At 73.5% G+C, this 19,582-nt stretch carries 16 protein-coding genes and 1 pseudogene; 15 read left to right on the top strand and 2 right to left on the bottom strand.

What is annotated here, in order from left to right; genetic code table 11:
• Positions 1-22: 22 nt before the first annotated feature.
• The 6 genes from O7595_RS05270 (at position 23) to O7595_RS05245 (ending at position 8,064) form a co-directional block, all read left to right on the top strand.
• The gene (locus O7595_RS05270; RefSeq protein WP_269727556.1) at positions 23-1,732 is read left to right on the top strand and encodes a hypothetical protein; all 1,710 of its coding nucleotides are present in this window, start codon (positions 23-25) and stop codon (positions 1,730-1,732) included.
• A gap of 167 nt (positions 1,733-1,899) precedes the next feature.
• Positions 1,900-2,742 carry a nitrilase-related carbon-nitrogen hydrolase gene (locus O7595_RS05265; RefSeq protein ID WP_269727555.1) on the top strand — a complete coding sequence of 281 codons (843 nt, stop codon included), beginning with the start codon at positions 1,900-1,902 and terminating at the stop codon, positions 2,740-2,742.
• Positions 2,739-4,019 carry an aspartate aminotransferase family protein gene (locus O7595_RS05260; RefSeq protein ID WP_269727554.1) on the top strand — a complete coding sequence of 427 codons (1,281 nt, stop codon included), beginning with the start codon at positions 2,739-2,741 and terminating at the stop codon, positions 4,017-4,019. The genes O7595_RS05265 and O7595_RS05260 overlap by 4 nt, the downstream gene beginning before the upstream one ends.
• 19 nt (positions 4,020-4,038) lie before the next feature.
• Positions 4,039-5,442: a dihydropyrimidinase gene (gene hydA / locus O7595_RS05255; protein WP_269727553.1), complete on the top strand. Its 1,404-nt coding sequence runs from the start codon at positions 4,039-4,041 to the stop codon at positions 5,440-5,442.
• 24 nt (positions 5,443-5,466) lie between these two features.
• Positions 5,467-6,468, top strand: a complete 1,002-nt coding sequence (locus tag O7595_RS05250) for a TIGR03842 family LLM class F420-dependent oxidoreductase (protein WP_269727552.1) — start codon at positions 5,467-5,469, stop codon at positions 6,466-6,468.
• A 54-nt stretch (positions 6,469-6,522) separates the two neighbouring features.
• The gene (locus O7595_RS05245; protein WP_269727551.1) at positions 6,523-8,064 is read left to right on the top strand and encodes an NCS1 family nucleobase:cation symporter-1; all 1,542 of its coding nucleotides are present in this window, start codon (positions 6,523-6,525) and stop codon (positions 8,062-8,064) included.
• A gap of 106 nt (positions 8,065-8,170) precedes the next feature.
• Here O7595_RS05245 and O7595_RS05240 read toward each other — a convergent pair whose 3' ends face one another.
• Positions 8,171-8,965, bottom strand: a complete 795-nt coding sequence (locus O7595_RS05240) for an SDR family NAD(P)-dependent oxidoreductase (RefSeq protein WP_269727550.1) — start codon at positions 8,963-8,965, stop codon at positions 8,171-8,173.
• A 56-nt stretch (positions 8,966-9,021) separates the two neighbouring features.
• On the opposite strand from O7595_RS05240, the gene O7595_RS05235 reads away from it, so the two are divergent.
• The 4 genes and pseudogenes from O7595_RS05235 (at position 9,022) to O7595_RS05220 (ending at position 12,533) form a co-directional block, all read left to right on the top strand.
• Complete coding sequence (locus O7595_RS05235) at positions 9,022-10,449, top strand: amidase (RefSeq protein ID WP_269727549.1); 1,428 nt, start codon at positions 9,022-9,024, stop codon at positions 10,447-10,449.
• Positions 10,450-10,454: 5 nt separating this feature from the next.
• Positions 10,455-11,069 carry a TetR/AcrR family transcriptional regulator gene (locus O7595_RS05230; protein WP_269727548.1) on the top strand — a complete coding sequence of 205 codons (615 nt, stop codon included), beginning with the start codon at positions 10,455-10,457 and terminating at the stop codon, positions 11,067-11,069.
• 200 nt (positions 11,070-11,269) lie between these two features.
• Positions 11,270-11,567 (top strand): annotated as a pseudogene (locus tag O7595_RS05225) (gamma-glutamyltransferase); the annotation flags it as partial.
• 108 nt (positions 11,568-11,675) lie between these two features.
• On the top strand, positions 11,676-12,533 hold the full coding sequence (locus O7595_RS05220) for an inositol monophosphatase family protein (RefSeq protein ID WP_269732371.1): 858 nt from the start codon (positions 11,676-11,678) through the stop codon (positions 12,531-12,533).
• Between the two features lie 122 nt (positions 12,534-12,655).
• Here O7595_RS05220 and O7595_RS05215 read toward each other — a convergent pair whose 3' ends face one another.
• Positions 12,656-13,456: a nucleotidyltransferase family protein gene (locus O7595_RS05215; RefSeq protein ID WP_269727547.1), complete on the bottom strand. Its 801-nt coding sequence runs from the start codon at positions 13,454-13,456 to the stop codon at positions 12,656-12,658.
• Positions 13,457-13,541: 85 nt separating this feature from the next.
• Here O7595_RS05215 and O7595_RS05210 point away from each other — a divergent pair, with 85 nt between their 5' ends.
• The 5 genes from O7595_RS05210 (at position 13,542) to O7595_RS05190 (ending at position 19,511) form a co-directional block, all read left to right on the top strand.
• The gene (locus O7595_RS05210) at positions 13,542-14,963 is read left to right on the top strand and encodes a phytoene desaturase family protein (RefSeq protein WP_269727546.1); all 1,422 of its coding nucleotides are present in this window, start codon (positions 13,542-13,544) and stop codon (positions 14,961-14,963) included.
• A gap of 66 nt (positions 14,964-15,029) precedes the next feature.
• Complete coding sequence (locus O7595_RS05205; RefSeq protein WP_269727545.1) at positions 15,030-15,551, top strand: O-acetyl-ADP-ribose deacetylase; 522 nt, start codon at positions 15,030-15,032, stop codon at positions 15,549-15,551.
• 374 nt (positions 15,552-15,925) lie between these two features.
• Positions 15,926-17,254 carry an LCP family protein gene (locus O7595_RS05200; RefSeq protein ID WP_269727544.1) on the top strand — a complete coding sequence of 443 codons (1,329 nt, stop codon included), beginning with the start codon at positions 15,926-15,928 and terminating at the stop codon, positions 17,252-17,254.
• Positions 17,255-17,516: 262 nt separating this feature from the next.
• Complete coding sequence (locus O7595_RS05195) at positions 17,517-18,998, top strand: AlkA N-terminal domain-containing protein (RefSeq protein WP_269732370.1); 1,482 nt, start codon at positions 17,517-17,519, stop codon at positions 18,996-18,998.
• Between the two features lie 18 nt (positions 18,999-19,016).
• Positions 19,017-19,511 carry a methylated-DNA--[protein]-cysteine S-methyltransferase gene (locus tag O7595_RS05190; RefSeq protein ID WP_269727543.1) on the top strand — a complete coding sequence of 165 codons (495 nt, stop codon included), beginning with the start codon at positions 19,017-19,019 and terminating at the stop codon, positions 19,509-19,511.
• Positions 19,512-19,582: the final 71 nt, after the last annotated feature.

Below are 19,582 nucleotides of genomic sequence, written 5' to 3'. Positions count from 1 at the left end.
CGAGGCGGAGGGCGGGCAGGCAATGGCGGAGCATCAACTCCCCCACCAGGTGGGCGACTTCGCGCGCTACTTCAGGACGGTGACGGGGCGGCTCGACGCGGAGAGCGGCTGGTGCGGGGTCTTCTGGCGCCGCGACCCCGACGGGCTGACGGCGTGTCTGCGGGGCGCGGAGGTCCCGCCGTGGGACGTGGTGGAGTCGCTCCTCCACGATCTCGCGGCGGACGACGAGGAGATGCTGCACGCCCGTGGCCTGCACGCCGCCGCGGCGACCGCGCACGACCGCCGCCCGGGTGGCGGCGAAGCACTCCGGGAGCGGCTGGAACTGATGCGCCGCGAACAGGCCCACGCGGCCGAGCGCGGCCGAGAGCTGCTGCGCCGGCTGTCCTCCGTCCCCGAGGGCAGCCCCGCGTACCGGGACCTCGCCCACGATCTCTCCTGGGCCAACGACGACCACACCCGGGCGACCTCGCGCTGCGCCGAACTCGCCACCCGCATCGCCGCGCTCGCGCAGCCTCCGGGACCCCCCTCGGGTCGGGCACCGTACGACCTGGGCCGGGCCCCGGTGCCCGGCTCCCGCGATCCGGCAGCATCTGCCCGGGTGTTCGGCGCGAACCCCTCGGCACCGGACCCCGGCCCTGACGCGGCCCGGAGCGCGGTACCGACCGCGGAACCGGGCGCCGCGGAGGGTGGGTCGCGGCCGTGGGCCGGACACCTCCGAGGCCCGGCGCCGCTCGGAACACAGGCCCCTGCCGGGGCGGGGGGCGCGGACGGCGGCGCTGCCGGGCGGGATTCGGGTGGGACGTCGTCCGGGGCCGGTGGTACCGGGGCGTGGGCGCGTCCCGTGGCGGACGCCGGTGCGGCGGAGGGTTGGGGGAGAGTGCCTTCCTCACCCGGTACTCAGGGTGGCCGGGACGCATCCGGGGAGAGCGTCGACGAGGCGCCGCAGGCCCCCGGAGGAGGCGCGCCCGATGCCGGACGTGCCCCCGGGCGCGAGGCGCGCCGAGGGGGCAGACGGCGACCGCGCGGGGCCCGGTACGCCTGGCTGGACGAGGAGGCGGAGGAGGCCGGGGCCGAACCCGTGCCCGGCCTGCCGGAGCAGCCCGTCACCGCGGTGCGGCCGCGCGGAGCGCGGTTCCGCGGGGCTGCGGACGCGGAACCGGCCGCTCCGGCCGGCCGGAAGGCGACCGCGCCCGCCGGCGAGGAGGACCGCCGCGCCGCGCTGGCGACCGTCGCCACGCTGGGGCGGCTGCGTGCCGCCGGCCGGGGCGGGGAGGCCCACGTCCTGTTGTGCGAGGCGGCGTCGGGGCCCGCGGCCCGGCTGCCGTTGCTCGCCGCCGAGCTGCACCGCTGCGGGCTCGGCGCCGACTGGCCCACTCTCCTCTGGGAGGTGGCCTCGCTGCCGCCGGAGCGGCTGGCCGAGGCCGCCGGCGCCCTCGCCGGGGCGGGCCGCGACGAGGACTGCGGCCGGCTGCTGCGCCAGGGCGTCGCCCGCCCGGCCGGCGAGATCGCCGACGCCGTCCTCGCGCTCGGCGACGCGGGCGGCCGCCGCGAGGCGGACGCGCTGCTCGCGGCCTTCCTCCGGGTCCGCACCCCGGAGGAAGGCGCGCGGATCGCCGCCGCCGACCCCCACCGCCTCGTCCCGCAACTGCTCTCCGCCGCCCGTGCGGTGTCGCCCGGCCGCGAGCGCGATCTGGTGCATGCGCTGCGCGTTGCCGGTCTGCTGAGTGCCTGAAAAAGTACGGTATACGCTGTATGTCGACCGCTCGGGTGCGAAACATGATCGACACTGCGGGTTGACGACGATGGTCTTGCCCCAGTGTGTGGCGGGGCTTAGGTTCTCCTCCTACGCATCGCGTCTACGTGCGTAGAGGCTCTGACGTCTTGTCGAAGGAGCAGCTCATGACCAACGTCGTACGCGCCGCACTCGTCCAGGCCACCTGGACCGGCGACACCGAATCCATGATCGCCAAGCATGAGGAGCACGCCCGTGAGGCGGCCCGGCAGGGCGCCAAGGTCATCGGGTTCCAGGAGGTCTTCAACGCCCCGTACTTCTGCCAGGTGCAGGAGCCCGAGCACTACCGCTGGGCGGAGCCCGTCCCGGACGGCCCCACGGTGCAGCGCATGCGGGACCTCGCCCGCGAGACCGGGATGGTGGTCGTCGTCCCCGTCTTCGAGGTCGAGGATTCCGGCTTCTACTACAACACCGCCGCGGTGATCGACGCCGACGGCGGCTATCTCGGCAAGTACCGCAAGCACCACATCCCCCAGGTCAAGGGATTCTGGGAGAAGTACTACTTCAGGCCCGGAAACGCCGGCTGGCCGGTCTTCGACACCGCCGTCGGCAGGGTCGGCGTCTACATCTGCTACGACCGCCACTTCCCGGAAGGCTGGCGTCAACTGGGTCTCGGTGGAGCCCAGTTGGTCTACAACCCGTCGGCCACCTCCCGGGGGCTCTCCGCGTACCTCTGGCAGCTGGAGCAGCCCGCGGCTGCCGTCGCCAACGAGTACTTCATCGCCGCCATCAACCGGGTCGGCCAGGAGGAGTACGGCGACAACGACTTCTACGGCACGAGCTACTTCGTCGACCCGCGCGGCCAGTTCGTCGGCGACGTCGCCAGCGACAAGGAGGAGGAACTGATCGTCAGGGACCTCGACTTCGACCTGATCGACGAAGTGCGGCAGCAGTGGGCCTTCTACCGCGACCGCCGGCCGGACGCGTACGAGGGGCTGGTCCGGCCGTGAGCGACCTGTACGAGCGGCACCGCGCCGTCATCCCCGACTGGGCCGCGCTGTACTACCGGCGGCCCATGGAGATCACCCACGGCGAGGGCCGGCACGTCTGGGACGCGGACGGCAACCGCTACCTGGACTTCTTCGGCGGCATCCTCACCACCATGACCGCCCACGCCCTCCCCGAGGTCACCAAGGCCGTCAGCGAGCAGGCCGGGCGGATCATCCACTCCTCGACGCTCTACCTCAACCGCCCCATGGTGGAGCTGGCCGAGCGCATCGCCGCCCTGTCCGGCATCCCCGACGCCCGGGTCTTCTTCACCACCTCCGGCACCGAGGCCAACGACACCGCACTGCTGCTGGCCACCGCGTACCGCAGGTCCGGCCAGATCCTGGCCATGCGCAACAGCTACCACGGCCGTTCCTTCTCGGCCGTCTCCGTCACCGGCAACCGCTCGTGGTCGCCGACGACGCTCTCCCCGGTGCAGACCCTGTACGTGCACGGGGGCGTGCGCACCCGCGGTCCCTACGCGGGGCTCTCCGACGCGCAGTTCGTCGAAGCGTGCGTCGCCGACCTGGAGGACCTGCTCGGCCACACCCACGACGTGGCCGCGCTGATCGCCGAGCCGATCCAGGGCGTCGGCGGCTTCACCTCCCCGCCGGACGGGCTGTACGCCGCGTTCCGCGAGGTCCTCGACCGGCACGGGATCCTGTGGATCGCCGACGAGGTGCAGACCGGTTGGGGCAGGACCGGGGAACACTTCTGGGGCTGGCAGGCACACGCGGAGAACGGCCCGCCGGACGTCCTCACCTTCGCCAAGGGCATCGGCAACGGCATGTCGCTGGGCGGTGTGGTGGCCCGGGCCGAGGTGATGAACTGCATCGACGCCAACTCCATCTCCACGTTCGGGGGTTCACCCGTCACCGCGGCCGCGGGCCTGGCGAACCTCTCGTACCTGCTGGAGCACGATCTGCAGGGCAACGCGCGGCGCGTCGGCGGACTGCTCATCGAACGGCTCCGCGCCATCACCGCCGGCGTACCCGCCGTGCGCGAGGTGCGTGGACGCGGACTGATGATCGGCATCGAACTGGTCAAGGCCGGCACCGACGAGGCGTCCCCGGAGGCGGCCGCCGCCGCGCTCGAAGCGGCGCGCGAAGGCGGACTGCTCATCGGCAAGGGCGGCGCCCACAACACCAGCGTGCTGCGGATCGCGCCGCCGATGTCCCTCACCGTCGCCGAGGCGGAGGAAGGCGCCTCGATCCTCGAACGCACCCTGCGCAGCCTCTAGTCCACGCGAGGGGAAGACCATGAGCAACCGCACACTGATCCGCGGCGGACTCGTCCTCACGGCCGCCGACGAGACCCACGCCGATGTCCTGGTCGAGGACGGCCGCGTCGCCGCGCTCGCGGCCCACGGGTCCACCGCCGCCGAGAGCTGGACCGCCGACCGCACCGTCGACGCCACCGGGAAGTACGTCATCCCGGGCGGGGTCGACGCGCACACCCACATGGAGCTGCCGTTCGGCGGCACCTTCGCGTCCGACACCTTCGAGACCGGTACCCGGGCCGCCGCCTGGGGCGGCACCACCACCATCGTGGACTTCGCCGTCCAGGCCAAGGGCCAGACCCTGCGCGAGGGACTCGACGCCTGGTACGCCAAGGCCGACGGCAACTGCGCGATCGACTACGGCTTCCACATGATCCTCTCCGACGTCGACGAGTCGTCGCTGAAGGAGATGGACCTGCTCGTCGAGGAGGGCGTCACCTCCTTCAAGCTGTTCATGGCCTACCCCGGCGTCTTCTACAGCGACGACGGGCAGATCCTGCGCGCCATGCAGCGCGGCACCGCCAACGGCGGGCTGATCATGATGCACGCGGAGAACGGCATCGCGATCGACGTCCTCGTCGAACAGGCCCTGGCCCGCGGCGAGACCGACCCCCGCCACCACGGCGAGGTCCGCAAGGTGCTGCTGGAGGCCGAGGCCACGCACCGGGCCGTCCAGCTCGCCCGGGTCGCCGGCGCGCCGCTGTACGTCGTCCACGTCTCCGCCGAGGAGGCCGTGGCCGAACTCGCCGCCGCCCGGGACAAGGGCCTGCCGGTCTTCGGCGAGACCTGCCCGCAGTACCTGTTCCTGTCCACCGACAACCTCGCCGAACCGGACTTCGAGGGCGCCAAGTACGTCTGCAGCACTCCACTGCGGCCGAAGGAGCACCAGGCCGCGCTCTGGCGCGGGCTGCGGACCGACGACCTCCAGGTGGTCTCCACCGACCACTGCCCGTTCTGCTTCTCCGGGCAGAAGGACCTCGGCCGCGGCGACTTCTCCAAGATCCCCAACGGGCTGCCGGGCGTGGAGAACCGGATGGACCTGCTGCACCAGGCGGTCCTCGACGGCCATATCTCACGGCGCCGCTGGATCGAGATCGCCTGCGCCGCGCCCGCCCGGATGTTCGGCCTCTACCCGAAGAAGGGCACCATCGCGCCGGGCGCCGACGCCGACATCGTCGTGTACGACCCGCACGCGGAGCAGGTCATCTCGGCCGGGACCCACCACATGAACGTCGACTACTCGGCCTACGAGGGCAAGCGGATCACCGGCCGGGTCGAGACCGTGCTCTCGCGGGGCGAACTCGTCATCGAGCGGCGGGAGTTCGTCGGACGGGCCGGCCACGGCGCGTTCACCCCCCGCTCGACCTGCCAGTACCTGAACTAGCGGAACCCGACCCAGGAGGTCCCGGTGGACTTCGGACTCGTCCTGCAGACGGACCCGCCCGCTTCGGCGGTCGTCGGTCTGATGCGGCGCGCGGAACGCAACGGCTTCCGCTACGGCTGGACGTTCGACTCGGCGGTGTTGTGGCAGGAGCCGTTCGTCGTCTACAGCCAGATCCTGGAACACACACAGAAGATGCACGTGGGCCCGATGGTCACCAACCCCGGGACCCGGACCTGGGAGGTGACGGCCTCCACCTTCGCCACCCTGAACGACATGTTCGGCAACCGCACCGTCTGCGGCATCGGCCGCGGTGACTCCGCGATGCGGGTGGCCGGCCGCAAGCCCAACACCCTGGCCCGGCTGGGCGAGGCGATCGACGTCATCCGCGACCTCGCCGAGGGGCGCGAGGCGGTCGTCGACGGGCAGCCCGTACGCATCCCGTGGGTGCGGGACGGCCGGCTGCCCGTGTGGATGGCGGCGTACGGGCCGAAGGCGCTCGCCCTCGCCGGACAGAAGGCCGACGGCTTCATCCTCCAGCTCGCCGACCTCTACCTCACCGAGTGGATGGTCAAGGCGGTACGGGAGGCGGCCGTCGACGCCGGCCGCGACCCGGACGCGATCACCGTCTGCGTGGCCGCCCCGGCGTACGTGGGCGACGACCTCCAACACGCCCGCGACCAGTGCCGCTGGTTCGGCGGGATGGTCGGCAACCACGTCGCCGATCTGGTCTCGCGCTACGGGGAGCACTCGGACATGGTGCCGGAGGCCCTGACCGCGTACATCAAGGAGCGGCAGGGATACGACTACAGCCACCACGGCCGGGCCGGGAACCCGTCCACGGACTTCGTGCCCGACGAGATCGTCGACCGGTTCTGCCTCCTCGGCCCCGCGGAGGCACACATCGAGAAGCTGAGGCATCTGAGGGACCTGGGCGTCGACCAGTTCGCCGTCTACAACATGCACGACGCGAAGGAATCGACGATCGACGCCTACGGCGCGGAGATCATCCCCGCACTCGACCGCTGACGGGCACCGACCCCCCCCACGCGACCGCCCGACCTCTGCTGAAGGGTCAAGGCCATGACCGCGACCGTTCCCCCGGCGCCCTCCCCTCCGCCTTCCGACTCCGGCCCGGTCACCGACTCCCAGGGCCGGGTCGAACTCGCACCCGGGGCGGTCCCCGCCGGAGGCCGCTTCGTCAACGACGACCTGCTTCCCGTACCCCTCGCCAACCGCCACTGGACCACGTACAACTTCGCCGCGCTGTGGATCGGGATGGCCCACAACATCCCGTCCTGGCTGCTGGCCTCCGGGCTCGTGGCGCTCGGCATGGACTGGAAACAAGCCGTGTTCACCATCGCGCTGGCGAACGTGATCGTGCTGTTCCCGATGCTCCTCACCGGCCACGCCGGTCCGAAGTACGGCATCCCCTTCCCGGTGCTCGCCCGCGCCTCCTTCGGGCTGCGCGGTGCCAACCTCCCCGCACTGACCAGGGCCGCCGTCGCCTGCGCCTGGTTCGGCATCCAGACCTGGATCGGCGGGCAGGGCATCTTCGTCCTGCTCGGCACCATCTTCGGCGGTTGGGCCGAGGTGGCCGAGATCGCGGGCCAGCCCTGGACGCTGTGGCTCTGCTTCGTCGTCTTCTGGGCGGTGGAACTCGCCATCATCTACCGGGGCATGGAGACGCTGCGCCGCTTCGAGAACTGGGCGGCTCCGTTCGTCATCGTCGGCGCGCTGGTGCTGCTGGTCTGGATCGCGATGAAGGCCGGCGGCTTCGGCCCGCTGCTCGACCAGCCCTCCGAGCTCGGCTGGGGCGAGGACTTCTGGCCGGTGTTCTTCCCCTCCCTCATGGGCATGATCGCCTTCTGGTCCACCCTGTCCCTGAACATCCCGGACTTCACCCGCTTCGGCGCCGGCCAGCGCGCCCAGGTCTGGGGCCAGACGCTGGGACTGCCCACGACCATGACGCTGTTCGCGCTGCTCTCGGTGTTCGTCACCTCCGGGTCCCAGGCCGTCTACGGCGTGCCGATCTGGGACCCGGTGCAGCTCGCTGCCAAGACGGACAACGTCTTCGGCCTGCTGTTCGCCCTGGTGACCGTGCTGATCGCGACGATCTCCGTCAACATCGCGGCGAACGTCGTGTCCCCCGCGTACGACCTGGCGAACCTCGCCCCGCGGTTCATCAACTTCCGCACCGGGGCGCTGATCACGGGTGTGGTCGGCGTGGTCATCATGCCGTGGAAGCTGACCGAGACGCCCGAGCTCTACATCTTCACCTGGCTCGGTCTGGTGGGCGGGCTGCTCGGCACGGTCGCCGGCATCCTGATCGCCGACTACTGGATCGTCCGCCGCACCCGCCTGGAGCTGGCGGACCTCTACCGCCCGGAGGGCCGCTACTGGTACTCGTCCGGCTGGAACTGGCGCGCCGTCGCGGCGTTCGCCGTCGGCGGGATCCTGGCCGTCGGCGGCTCCCACTCCGCCCCCGGGAAGGGCCCGTTCCCCGAGGAGGGGCTGATCCCGTTCCTGAAGCCGCTCGCGGACTACGGTTGGGCGGTGGGACTCGCCGCCTCGCTGCTGCTGTACACGCTGCTGATGCTGCCGGAACGCGAAAGGCACCGCTGAGGACGTGACCCGGGGGCCCGGACCGCTCCCCAGCGGTCCGGGCCCCCGGGCGTCGGCAACGCCCGCCCCGTACGGGGGTGGTGTACGGGGCGGGCCGGCGGCGGCCTCAGCGCTTGTCGCGCTGGGCCGCCACGATCGTGCGGACCGTGCGCTCGGCTCCCCCCGAACGGCGCTGGACGCGCTCGGAGAAGCCGGGGAACTGTCCGCCGATCGCGCTCAGGATCCTCATCTCCGGCGGTGCGACGTTCACTTCGGCCCGGTTGCGCTCGATGGCGCGCACCACCCCAGTGACGACCTGACGGGGCGAGACGGTCCGCATTCCCGCGGGCGGCTCGGCGCCGGTCGCGGCGAACATCCCCGCGTCCCGGACGAATCCGGGCTGCACGAGCGACACCCCGACCCCGTGCTCGTGCAGGTCCTGCCGCAGCCCGAGCGCGAAGCCCCGCAGACCGAACTTGGTCGCGTTGTAGAGCGCGGAATGCCTGGTCGCCGTCTTGCCCGAGATGGAGCCCACGAACACGAGATGGCCCCGGCGCGCCTCGACCATGGCCGGGGCGAGCAGCCGGGCCAGCATGGCCGGCGCGCGGAGGTTGACCGCCAGGGCGCGGTCGATCTGGCCGGGGGCGTAGTCGAGCAGTTCGCCGCTGGACGGCAGCGCGGCGTTGGCCAGCAGGATCTCCGTCCCCGCCGCTTCGGCGGCGAGGCGCTCCACGTCCTCGGGGTCGGCCAGATCGGCGACGACGGCACGCGCACCGTACTCCTTCGCCAGCGGCTCGACGGCGTCGCGACGGCGCCCCGTCAGGATCAACCGGGCGCCCCGCCTGGAGAGTTCCGCGGCCAGCGCGGTGCCGATACCGCCGGTGACACCGGTGAGGAGAACGGTTGATCCGTTGATGCGCATCTGGTTACCCTCCAGTTCTGTTCGTTCGAACGAACGATAAGGAGCGCAGGGTGGTCATGTCCACAGCGGATTTCTCCGGCCTCGCCGAGCAGGCCCGGAAACTGAGGGAAGGCCAGACCACCTCGGTGGAACTGGTCAGGGCTGCGCTCGGGCGCATCGAGTCCAGTCAGCCCACCCTCAACGCCTTCCGGCACGTCCGCGCCGAGGCCGCCCTCGCCGAGGCCGAGGACGCCGACCGGCGCCTGGCGGTGGGAGAGCGGGCACCGCTGCTCGGCGTGCCCCTCGCCGTGAAGGACGACACGGACGTGGCCGGGCTGCCCACCCACTTCGGCTGCCGGGGCGAGCGGGCCCCCGCGGTCGCCGACGGCGAGGCCGTACGGAGGCTGCGCGCGGCCGGCGCCGTGATCGTCGGCAAGACCAACTCCTGCGAGCTCGGGCAGTGGCCGTTCACGGAGGGTCCCGCCTTCGGCGCCACCCGCAACCCCTGGTCCACGGACCACACCCCCGGCGGGTCCTCGGGCGGCTCCGCGGCCGCCGTCGCGGCGGGCCTGGTGCCCGCGGCCCTCGGCTCGGACGGCGGCGGCTCCATCCGCATCCCGGCCGCCTGGACCCATCTCGTCGGCATCAAGCCGCAGCGCGGCCGAGTCTCACTGCACCCCCACAGCGACGCCTTCCACGGACTCACGGTCAACGGCCCGTTGGCCCGTACCGTCGCCGACGCCGCGCTGCTGCTCGACGCCGTCCAGGGCTCCCACCCCGAGGACCTGCACCGGCCCGACGCCGTCGACGCCTCTGCGGCCGCCCGCCGCGAACCCGGCCGGTTGCGCGTCGCCCTCGCCTGGCGGCCGCCGTTCACCCTCAGCGGCGCCCGGCCCCACCCCGAGGTGCGGCGCGCCGTCTCCGACCTCGCCGAGGCCCTCGCCCGGCTCGGCCACCACGTCGAGGAGGCGCGGCCCCGCTACGGGCTGATGGGCCTCGGTTTCGTCTCCCGGGGCACCGCGGGCGTCGCCGAGTACGCCGCCCTCCACCCCGAACCGGCGCTGCTCGACCCGCGCACCCGCACGGCACTGCGCAACGGCAGGCTGCTCGGCGGGCCGATCGTCCGCGCCGCCCGCGCTCGCGAGGCACGCCAGCACCGCCGTATCGGCGCGCTGTTCGACACCTACGACGTGCTGCTGACCCCGACCACCGCCGCACCCCCGCCGCGCATCGGCGCCTTCGACGGCCTCAGCGCCTGGCGCACCAACGCCGCCATGGCCGCCGTCTGCCCGTACGCCTGGCCCTGGAACGTCCTCGGCTGGCCGGGCGTCAACGTCCCCGCGGGCTTCACCTCCGACGGTCTGCCCGTCGGCGCGCAACTGCTCGGACCGGAGGGCACGGAGGAACCGCTGATCGCGCTCGCCGCCCAGCTGGAGGCCGACCGGCGATGGTACGAGCACTGCCCCGACCCGCTGAGGACGAGGAGCGCCCCGGTGGAACAATGACCCGCATGCCCAGCCAGACCAGCGCCTCCGCGGAGCCCGCCGCACCCGCCATACCCCCGACCCGGCAGCGCATCATTCGCGCCGTCCTGCGCATCATCGGCCAGGACGGCATCGCCGCGGTCACCAACCGGCGGATCGCCAAGGAGGCCGGGGTCTCCCTCGGCTCGGTCACGTACCACTTCTCCAGCCAGCACGAACTGCTGCGCGAGTCGCTGCTGTACTTCGTCCACGAGGAAACGCGTCGCTTCACGGAACTCGCCGACGCGGGCGAGGCGGAGGGCGTGGACATCGACGGCGCGGCCGCGCTGGCCGCCCAGGTCGCGGACGGCACGGTCTTCGACAGCGAGCACATCGCGCCCTTCGAGCTCTACATCCAGGCGGGCCGGGACGAACGGCTGCGCGAGGCCGCGGCCGAGTGCTTCGGCGCGTACGACCGCCTCGCCGTCCAGATCCTCACGGCCCTCGGCGTGCCCGAACCCCAGCGCCTCGCCGCCCACACCGTCGCCCTCGTCACCGGACTCCAGCTCCGCCGCCTGGCCACCGGCTCGCCGGCCGAGGAGCTCACCGACGCCCTGCTCCTGCTCGTCCGGGGCGCGCTGAGCGAGGACGCGGGGCACTGAGCGAGGACGGGCCGCACCGGGCGAGGACGCGGCGCGGGACGGCCGACCGCGTGCCGAAGGCCACCTGACCATCCGGAACTCCGGGCGGCCGCCGCCCCCTGCCGCACGGAGGCATCGTCCGGCCGGCGCCGGCCCGCGCGAGGCGATGCGCGGCTGCGTACGCCGCCCGGGGCGTGCGGGAACCGCGCGCCGGCACCGCGGCGCTGCGCGCCGGGGTTCGGGGCGGGCTCGACCCGCAGAGCGCGATCGACACCCCGACTGGCACAACGACAGCTTCCCCGGCTCGTTTTATCCGCGCGGCACGCGCCCGGGGTCCGTCACCGTGGAGTCCCGGACGGACCCGGAGACCGTGGCGGATCTGCGCCGCCACGGCCACACATCACGGTCGGCCGGCCCCGGTCGGAGGGCGGGCTGTGCGCGGTGGCACGGGACCCGGGGACCGGTGCGCCGTCCGCCGAGGCCAACCCGCGCGGCATGCAGGGCTGTGCGGTGGGCCGCCGAGCCGGCAGGGCGTTCACCCCGGCGTCGCCGGGAGTCGGCCAGGTGTCCGCCGACCGGTCATCGGGCGGCGGCGGGAATGTCGGTCCGGCGTGCTTAGCTGGACGTATGACCGAAGAGTTTCTGTCCGGGACGACCGGAGACCCCTGGGAGTCCGCGAACCTCGCCCTGGTCGAGGAGGCGGTGCGCAAGGCGGCCGCCTCCGAGATCATGCCGCGCTTCCGCCAGCTCGCCGTCCACGAGATCGTCGAGAAGAACGGCCCGCACGACCTGGTGACCGTCGCCGACCGCAGCGCCGAGGAACACCTGACGGCGTCCCTGACGGCCCTGCTGCCCGGTTCGGTCGTCGTGGGCGAGGAGGCGGTCCACGCGGACCCGACGGTGTACGAGGCGCTCCGGGGCGACGCGCCGGTGTGGATCGTCGACCCCGTCGACGGCACCCGTCAGTTCGTCCACGGCGACCCGGGTTTCTGCACGCTCGTCGCGCTGGCCCGGCACGGCGAGGTGCTGGCGTCGTGGACGTACGCGCCGGCGCTCGACGAGATGGCGGTCGCGGTCCGCGGCCACGGCGCCCGCGTCGACGGCACGGGGATACGGTCGGGCGCGCCGGAGCCAGGCCAGGTCCTCCAGGTGGCCATGTCCCACCCGGACTTCACGACGCCCCGGGAGAAGCGTGCCCTCCTCGCGCTCCGGAACGAGGGCGTCCACTCCCGGCCGTGCGGCTCCGCCGGCCTGGAGTACCTCGCGGTGGCGCGCGGCGAGCTCGACGCGGTCGCCTTCTCCTGGGAGAACGCGTGGGACCACGCGGCGGGGCTGCTGCTCGTGGAGGAGGCCGGCGGTACGGACCTGACGCTGACCGGCGACCGGTTCCGCGTCACGGGCGGCAACGCGCTGCCGTTCACGGCGGCGCGGGACGCGACGACGGCACGGTTCGTCCACGAACTCCTCGTCTCCGGCGCGGAGTAGGGAGCAGGAGGATGCCGAGGGCGTGAGGTCGGGTGGTCACGCGTGTCCCGGGTGCCGTTGCCGAGGGCGTGAGGCAGACGATCCCGTACGCGCCGGGTGCCGTTCCCGTCCTGGCCCGCCGGTCACGGCAGGACCAGGGCCCCGCGGATCTCCGCCGTCAGGTCCGCGGCCGAGGCGACCGCCTCGGGGTCGAGGCCGCGCAGCGCCGTACCGATCCGGTGGGCGAGGTCCTGCGGGGCCCCGGGCAGGTCGGCCGCGGTGCCCAGCGCCCCCTTCTCGTTGAGGCACCAGACACGGTGGTACGCGTGGAGGGACTGCACGAGCACGCCGAAGGCCCTCGACAGGCACAGCCCGACGTGCAGGACGTCCCCGCCCGGCGCGGACTTCGCCGCGGCGGCCACCGAGAAGTCGGCCTCCCACGCCGCCCCGACCAGGGCCTCGCGCAGTGGTTCCGGGTACGCCGCCGTCTCCGCCCGAAGCGCCGTCACCTCGCCCGCGGGGTCGGCGAGAACCCGGCACAGCGCCACCTCGCCGGGATACGCGGGCGACCAGAACCCCAGCGGGTGCCCGGCCTGCACACCGACCTCGTAGCGCCCTGCCCGGCAGTCCGCCCAGACCCGCTCCACCCGGTCCAGATCGCGCAGGATCCAGTCGACGCCGACCCCGTCCACGGTCAGCCAGGCGCCGCCGTCCACCCACGGCCCCCACCCACCGGGTCCGGCGACCTCCACGGGCGCGCCGGTCAGCTCCCCGGCCAGCCGGACGAGGCCCGCCACATCGACACCGCCGCGGTAGTACACGCCCAGGTCCCAGTCCGAGCCGGGCCGGTGCGCCCCGCGGGCCCGGCTGCCTCCGAGGACGACGGCTCGTACGCCCCGCACCTCCACGAGCCGGGCGGCCATCGTCGCGATCACATCGTCCATCGCCGGGACGCTACCCCCGGCGGCGTTGTCGGTGCGGGCGAATATCATGGATACCTTGGCCACCGGCTGACGAAGGAGTCCCAAGGTGCCGTCGATGCTCGATGCCGTCGTCGTGGGGGCGGGGCCCAACGGACTGACCGCAGCCGCCGAGTTGGCACGCCGGGGGTTCTCGGTCTCCGTGTTCGAGGCCCTGGACACCGTCGGCGGCGGCGCCAGGACCGAGGAGCTCACTCTCCCGGGCTTCCGCCACGACCCCTGCTCCGCGGTGCACCCGCTGGGCGCGGGCTCGCCCGCGTTCGACGCCATGCCCCTCGCGCGGTACGGGCTGGAGTGGCTCCAGCCGCCACTGCCCATGGCCCACCCGTTCGACGACGGCACCGCCGCCGTCCTCTCCCGCTCCGTCTCGGAGACCGCCGCCTCGTTCGGGCCCCGTGACGCGGGGGCGTACCGCCGTCTGGTCGCTCCGTACCTCGGCAGGTGGGAGACCCTGGTCCGGGACTTCATGTCCCTGCCGCTCAGCGCCCTGCCGCGCGATCCGCTGACCCTGGCCCGCTTCGGCCTCGACGGAATTCCTCCCTCCACGTGGCTGATGCGCCGGTTCCGCGACGACCGCGCCCGTGCCCTGTTCGCCGGGCTCGTCGCCCATGTGATCGGCCCGCTCAGCGGCATCGGCACGGGCGCCGTCGGCCTCGTCTTCGCGCTCGCCGCGCACGCCGTCGGCTGGCCTCTGCCACGCGGCGGCTCGCAGTCGATCTCCGACGCCCTCGCCGCGTACGTACGCGACTGCGGTGGCACGATCCACACCGGGACCGAGATCAAGCGCCTGGACGATCTCCCGCCCGCCCGCTCCTACGTCTTCGACACCTCTCCCACCGCGCTCGCCCGGATCGCGGGCCTGGGCCGGGTCTACGACGGCTACCGGTACGGGGCGAGCGTCTTCAAGATCGATTACGCGCTGGACGGGCCGGTCCCGTGGACCGCCGAGGCACCGCGCCGCGCCGGGACCGTCCAGATCGGTCCCAGCAGCGGCGAGATCGACACGGCGCTTCGCCAGGCCTCCGGCGGCCGCGTCCCGGGGACACCGTTCCTGATCACCGCGCAGCCCACCCTGGTCGACCCCACCCGGGCGCCCGAGGGCAAGCACGTCTTCTGGGCCTACGGGCACGTCCCGAACGGCTGGGAGGGCGACCTCACGGACGCGATGGAGCGCCAGATCGAGCGCTTCGCCCCGGGCTTCCGCGATCTGGTGCTCGCCCGCGCCGTCGCCGGGCCGCCGCAGCTGGCCGCGCGCAACGCCAACTACGTCGGCGGCGACATCGCGTGCGGAGCGGCGAGCGGCCTCCAGCTGCTGCTGCGCCCCAAGCCGACGCTGTTCCCGCACCGGACACCGCACCCCGCGGTCTTCCTGTGCTCGTCGGCGACCCCGCCGGGCCCGGGCGTCCACGGAATGTCCGGACACAACGCCGCCAAGGAAGTGTGGCGGCATCTGCGCGGCGGCGGCCGCTGAGCCGGTCCCCGCCGTCCCCGCAGTCGTCGATCGACGGGACATGGCGGACGGCGGCATGATGGGACCATGACCGGTCACCCCACGATCAGACTCGTCCGCGGTGACATCACCGAGCAGGACGTCGACGCCGTCGTCAACGCCGCGAACTCCTCCCTCCTCGGCGGCGGAGGGGTCGACGGGGCGATCCACCGGCGCGGTGGGCCGGAGATCCTGGAGGAGTGCCGGAGACTGCGGGCCTCCCACTACGGCAAGGGCCTGCCGACCGGCCAGGCGGTCGCGACCACCGCCGGGCGGCTCCCGGCCCGCTGGGTGGTCCACACCGTCGGCCCGGTCCACAGCCGCTCCGAGGACCGCTCCGGGCAGCTGGCCTCCTGCTACCGCGAATCCCTCCGCGTGGCGGACGAACTCGGTGCCCGTACGGTCGCGTTCCCCGCCATCTCCACCGGCATCTACGGCTGGCCCATGGACGACGGCGCCCGGATCGCGACCGAGACGGTGCGCAACACGACGACGACCTCGGTGGAGGAGGTCCTCTTCGTCCTGTTCGACGAACCGGCGTACGAGGCGTTCGCGGCGCACACGGGCTGATCCCGCGCCGGCACGGTGCGGTTCGTCCCCGCGTCCGCGCGGCGCGGTGCCCCTCGCGTCCGGGGCGACGCGGCACGGCTCGGCACGCCGCGGGGCGTGCAGCGTCCACCGTCGCAGGGCACCACGGACCGGACCCCGGAGGCAGTACCCCTGAGCCCGACGTCTTGGGGCAGTACCCCTGAGCCAGGATCCCGCCCCGGCCGCCGGGACCCCGCCCCGGCCGCCAGGACCGCGTCCCGGCAGTTCCGTCCGTTGGTCAACGCGGGTGACCGCCGCCCGCCGGGACGGCGCGCCCCTCGCCGCCTGGCACCGGCCGTGCCGATCGTCCGGTTAACGTCACGCGTATCGAACGACGATCCTCCCGGGGGTGTCCGATGCGCCGTCTGACCGCAGGACTCACCGTGCTGGCCGGACTGGCCTCCTGGCCCTGGCTCGGTGCGCAGACCGCCCCCGCCGCGGACGGTCCCGCCGCGCGGGACACCGGCCGTGGCACCAACATCCTGATCGTCGGCATCGACAGCCGCACCGGTCTGTCGGCCGACGAGAAGCGACGCCTGCACGTCGGCGGCGAAGGATGCGACTGCACCGACGTGATGATGCTCGTTCACCTCTCCGAGGACCGGCGGCGGGCGAGCGTCGTCTCCGTCCCCCGGGACAGCTACGTCGAGTACGCCGCTCCCGAGGGCACGACCGGGGCGGCCCCGCGCGGGAAGATCAACGGAGCCTTCAAGATCGGCCGCGGTCCGCTGGCGGTGCGCACCGTCGAGAAGGTGACGGGCCTCAGCGTCGACCACTACCTGGAGACGGGCTTCACCGGATTCGAACAGGCCGTCAACGACCTCGGTGGCGCCACCGTGTGCACGGACAAGCCGCTCAAGGACGCGAACTCCGGCCTCGACATCACCGCGGGCACACACCACCTCGACGGGAACAGGGCACTCGGCTACGCCCGGGCACGGCACCTCGACCCTCCGGGGGACCTCGGCCGGGTCCGCCGCCAGCAGCGCATGCTCGCCGACCTGCTCGACGGGCTGACCGTCCGCGGTGCGCTGGCCGACCCCGTCACGACGGCGGACACGGCACGCCGGCTGCTCAGGTCGGTGCGCACCGACGCCCGTACGGGCATGAACGACCTCATCGGCATCGGCTGGACGCTGGGGCGGCTGCCCGCGGACCGCATCGAGTTCGCCACGGTGCCGATCGCCCACTTCGACCACCGAGTGCCCGGCGTGGGTTCCACGCTCCTCTGGCACGAGTCGCGCTCCCGGGCGCTGTGGGAGGCCCTGCGCGCCGACCGCCCGATCACCGGGGACACCCGCATCATGCCCGTTCCCGAGACCCGTGCCGAGACCGACCCCGCCCGGATCAAGGTGCGCGTCGACGACGCGAACGCCGCCACGGCGCTGCGGCGCAGCGGGTTCGTGGTGACGGACACCTCGGCGTCCGCCCCCGCCGAGCGTCCCGCGGGACCGCCGGTGATCACCTTCCCGGCCGGGCGGAAAGCCGACGCGAACACCCTCGCCGCCGCCCTCCCCGGGGCCCGCCTCCGGGAGGTCACCCGCCCCGAAGGGATCCTCGACGTCGCCGTCGGCTCCGAGCCCGTCGTGGTCAGGACGGTCACCTACGACCGCAACGCGGCCGAGGGCGCGCCCGTCACCGCGGACCGGCTCCGCTGTGCCGGCTCGCCGTCCCCGACGTCGTAGCGCGGCAGACGCGCCCTCGCCCCGGACTGCTGCCCGGTACCCCACGGCGAGCACAGTCCGGAACCCTCCGGCCAGGCCGGACTGCCGCCCGCTATCCCACGGCGCCCGTGGCCTGATCACTCGGGGCGGGCACGGCTGCCCCGGCGCGCTCTCGGGCGTCGCGGGTCCTCCCGGCCCCCTCCCCAGTGATGTCGTTTTTTCGCCAGCGTCCCCCCTCACCATGGACGATGCTGGATCCATGCCTTCCGACGTGCACACGTCCATGCACACCGACACCGAGCGCTGCGTACGGGCCGTGCGGTCCCGGGACGCGCGGTTCGACGGGTGGTTCTTCACCGCCGTGCTGACGACCCGGATCTACTGCCGGCCGAGCTGCCCCGCCGTGCCGCCCAAGGCCGAGAACATGACCTTCCACCCCAGCGCCGCCGCCTGCCAGCAGGCCGGGTTCCGGGCCTGCAAGCGGTGCCGCCCGGACACCAGCCCCGGATCGCCGGAGTGGAACGCCCGCGCCGACGCCGTCGCCCGTGCGATGCGCCTGATCCAGGACGGGGTCGTGGACCGGGAGGGCGTGACCGGACTCGCGGCCAGGCTGGGGTACTCGACCCGGCAGGTCGAGCGGCAGTTGCTCGCCGAGGTCGGCGCGGGTCCGCTGGCGCTGGCCCGGGCCCAGCGCGCACAGACCGCGCGGCTCCTCGTGGAGACGACCTCGCTGCCGATGGCCGAGGTGGCGTTCGCCGCCGGCTTCTCGTCGATCCGGACCTTCAACGACACCGTCCGCGAGGTGTTCGCGCTCGCCCCGGGCGAGCTGCGGACCCGCGCCACGACCCGGCGCGGCGGGGCGCCGCTCCCGGCCCCACCAGGCGTGCTCACGCTCCGGCTCCCGTTCCGAGCGCCCCTCAACCCCGACAACCTCTTCGGGCATCTGGCCGCGACCGCCGTCCCCGGCGTGGAGGAGTGGCGCGACGGCGCCTACCGCCGCACGCTCACGCTCCCGAACGGGCACGGCATCGTCTCCCTGTCCCCACGCCCGGACCACATCGCGTGCCGGCTGTCGCTCACCGACCACCGCGACCTGACCTTCGCCATCAGCGTCTGCCGCCGGATGCTCGACCTCGACGCCGACCCCGTCGCCGTGGACGACCAGCTCCGCACGGACCCGCTGCTCGCGCCGCTCGTGGACAAGGCGCCGGGGCGCCGCGTGCCGCGCACCGTCGACGCCGCCGAGTTCGCGGTGCGGGCCGTCCTCGGCCAGCAGGTCTCCACCGCGGCCGCCCGCACCCACGCCGCCCGGCTGGTCACGGCCCACGGCGCACCCGTACAGGACCCCGAGGGCGGCCTCACCCGTCTCTTCCCCGCTCCCGGGGCCCTGGCCGACGTCGACCCGGAGACGCTAGCGTTCCCGCGCAGCCGGCGCACCACCCTCACCACGCTGTTCGGCGCCCTCGCCGACGGCACGCTCCGCCTCGGCCCCGACAGCGACTGGGACGAGGCCCGGGCGCGGCTCTCCGCGCTGCCCGGCTTCGGCCCCTGGACCGTGGAAGCCATCGCGATGCGGGCGCTCGGCGACCCGGACGCGTTCCCGGCCACCGACCTCGGTATCCGCCACGCGGCAGCCGCCCTGGGGCTGCCCCCGACGCCCGCCGCGCTCACCCGCCGCGCCGCCGCCTGGCGGCCCTGGCGCGCCTACGCCGTCCAGTACCTCTGGGCAACCGGCGACCACCCGATCAACCGTCTCCCCGTCTGAGGAAGCAGAGAAGGTCCCATGAGCCGCACCCACACCGTCACCGACAGCCCGTACGGCCCGCTCACCCTCGTCGCCACCGACTCCGTCCTCAGCGGGCTGTACATGACCGAGCAGCGTCACCGCCCCGGCGAGGAGGACTTCGGGGAGCCCGATCCCCGGCCCTTCCGCGAGGTGGTGAGGCAACTCGACGCCTACTTCGCCGGTGAGCTGAAGGACTTCGACCTGCCGATGCATCTCGCGGGCACGCCCTTCCAGCGCACCGTCTGGGAACAGCTGCTGCTGATCCCGTACGGCGAGACCCGCACCTACGGCGAGCTCGCCGGGGCACTCGGCAATCCCGGTGCCTCCCGCGCCGTCGGCCTCGCCAACGGGAAGAACCCGATCGGGATCATCGTCCCCTGCCACCGGGTGATCGGAGCCTCCGGCAGTCTGACCGGGTACGGCGGCGGGCTGGACCGCAAGCAGCGGCTGCTGGCCTTCGAGCGGGGGGTGCCCGGCGACGGGCTGTTCTGACGCCCGCCCCGGCGGTCGTGTCGTCCCGTCCTCGCGAATCGTGCCGCCGCGCCCCGGCGGTCGTGCACCCC

The organism is Streptomyces sp. WMMC940 (genome assembly GCF_027460265.1).
In the GTDB taxonomy this organism is placed as follows: domain Bacteria; phylum Actinomycetota; class Actinomycetes; order Streptomycetales; family Streptomycetaceae; genus Streptomyces.
Note: the sequence above shows the minus strand (reverse complement) of the source record. Positions and strands in the feature narration are given on the sequence as shown.

Excerpts from the sequence above, each read along its gene's own strand:
- O7595_RS05270 (WP_269727556.1), top strand. The coding sequence starts at position 23 with ATGGCGGAGCATCAACTCCCCCACCAGGTGGGCGACTTCGCGCGCTAC.
- O7595_RS05265 (WP_269727555.1), top strand. The coding sequence starts at position 1,900 with ATGACCAACGTCGTACGCGCCGCACTCGTCCAGGCCACCTGGACCGGC.
- hydA (WP_269727553.1), top strand. The coding sequence starts at position 4,039 with ATGAGCAACCGCACACTGATCCGCGGCGGACTCGTCCTCACGGCCGCC.
- O7595_RS05245 (WP_269727551.1), top strand. The coding sequence starts at position 6,523 with ATGACCGCGACCGTTCCCCCGGCGCCCTCCCCTCCGCCTTCCGACTCC.
- O7595_RS05240 (WP_269727550.1), bottom strand. The coding sequence starts at position 8,965 with ATGCGCATCAACGGATCAACCGTTCTCCTCACCGGTGTCACCGGCGGT.
- O7595_RS05235 (WP_269727549.1), top strand. The coding sequence starts at position 9,022 with ATGTCCACAGCGGATTTCTCCGGCCTCGCCGAGCAGGCCCGGAAACTG.
- O7595_RS05230 (WP_269727548.1), top strand. The coding sequence starts at position 10,455 with ATGCCCAGCCAGACCAGCGCCTCCGCGGAGCCCGCCGCACCCGCCATA.
- O7595_RS05220 (WP_269732371.1), top strand. The coding sequence starts at position 11,676 with ATGACCGAAGAGTTTCTGTCCGGGACGACCGGAGACCCCTGGGAGTCC.
- O7595_RS05215 (WP_269727547.1), bottom strand. The coding sequence starts at position 13,456 with ATGGACGATGTGATCGCGACGATGGCCGCCCGGCTCGTGGAGGTGCGG.
- O7595_RS05205 (WP_269727545.1), top strand. The coding sequence starts at position 15,030 with ATGACCGGTCACCCCACGATCAGACTCGTCCGCGGTGACATCACCGAG.
- O7595_RS05200 (WP_269727544.1), top strand. The coding sequence starts at position 15,926 with ATGCGCCGTCTGACCGCAGGACTCACCGTGCTGGCCGGACTGGCCTCC.
- O7595_RS05195 (WP_269732370.1), top strand. The coding sequence starts at position 17,517 with ATGCACACCGACACCGAGCGCTGCGTACGGGCCGTGCGGTCCCGGGAC.
- O7595_RS05190 (WP_269727543.1), top strand. The coding sequence starts at position 19,017 with ATGAGCCGCACCCACACCGTCACCGACAGCCCGTACGGCCCGCTCACC.